General features: G+C 51.8%; 1 protein-coding gene. It reads left to right on the top strand.

All coding sequences use genetic code 11. The annotated features are described in order from the left end of the window. Positions 1-1,232: phosphoenolpyruvate carboxykinase (ATP) (gene pckA, locus K1F36_RS19955; RefSeq protein ID WP_220115356.1), on the top strand; the 1,232-nt coding region annotated here is incomplete at both ends.

Raw genomic sequence — 1,232 nt, 5'->3', positions numbered from 1 at the left:
AAGGACGATATCACCAAGGACAAGATCTGGTGGGGCGACATCAATATTCCCTTTGATAGTGAAAAGTTCGATGCGCTGTACGACAAGGTCATCGCCTATCTGAACACCAAGGAGCTCTTCGTACGGGACTCATATGCCTGTGCAGATGCCGACTACCGTTTGAACATCCGTGTGATAAACGAATATCCGTGGTCCAATATGTTCGCCTACAATATGTTCCTTCGTCCCACTGAGGAGGAATTAGAGGATTTTGACCCAGAGTGGACGGTGGTAAACGCACCCGGTTTTATGGCCGACCCAAAGGAGGACGGCACCAGGCAGCACAACTTTGCGATACTGAACTTTGGCAGGAAGATTGCCCTTATCGGCGGTACGGGCTATACGGGGGAGATCAAGAAAGGGATATTCTCCGCGCTCAACTTCATCCTTCCCGTATACAAGGAGACCCTTCCCATGCACTGTTCCGCCAATGTGGGGGAATCGGGGGACACGGCGATATTCTTTGGTCTATCGGGAACGGGCAAAACAACCCTTTCCACGGACCCTGACAGAAAGCTCATCGGCGATGATGAGCACGGATGGACGCCGGACAACACGGTTTTCAATTTTGAGGGGGGATGCTATGCCAAGGTGATCGATTTATCAAAAGAAAAGGAACCGGAGATCTACGGAGCCATCAAAAAGGGCGCTATTTTGGAGAACGTGGTATTGGACGACAACGGTGAGGTGGATTTCACCGATACCTCGATCACCCAGAACACTAGGGTAAGCTACCCGATACACCACATCGATAACATACAGTGGCCATCGATAGGGAAGAACGTGAAGAACATCTTTTTCCTTACGGCGGATGCCTTTGGGGTATTGCCCCCCATTTCAAAATTGACCCCTGCACAGGCGGCCTATCACTTTATATCTGGCTATACGGCCAAGGTTGCTGGAACGGAAGCGGGCGTTGTGGAGCCACAGCCATCCTTTTCCGCATGCTTTGGGGCTCCTTTTATGCCATTGCACCCGGCCAAGTATGCGGAGATGTTGAGCAAGAAGATGAAGGAATCCGGTGTGGACGTTTGGTTGGTGAACACGGGCTGGACGGGAGGTCCCTACGGAGTGGGCACCCGCATGGAGCTAAAATATACTAGAGCAATGATCAGCGCCGCATTGAACGGCGAGCTGGGACTGTACAATTACGAGAAGTACCATATCCATTCGGTCTTTGGCGTGGCCCAGCC

The organism is Flagellimonas abyssi, assembly GCF_019457905.1.
Taxonomy (GTDB): domain Bacteria; phylum Bacteroidota; class Bacteroidia; order Flavobacteriales; family Flavobacteriaceae; genus Flagellimonas; species Flagellimonas abyssi.
This window is presented reverse-complemented; position numbering and strand designations above follow the sequence as displayed.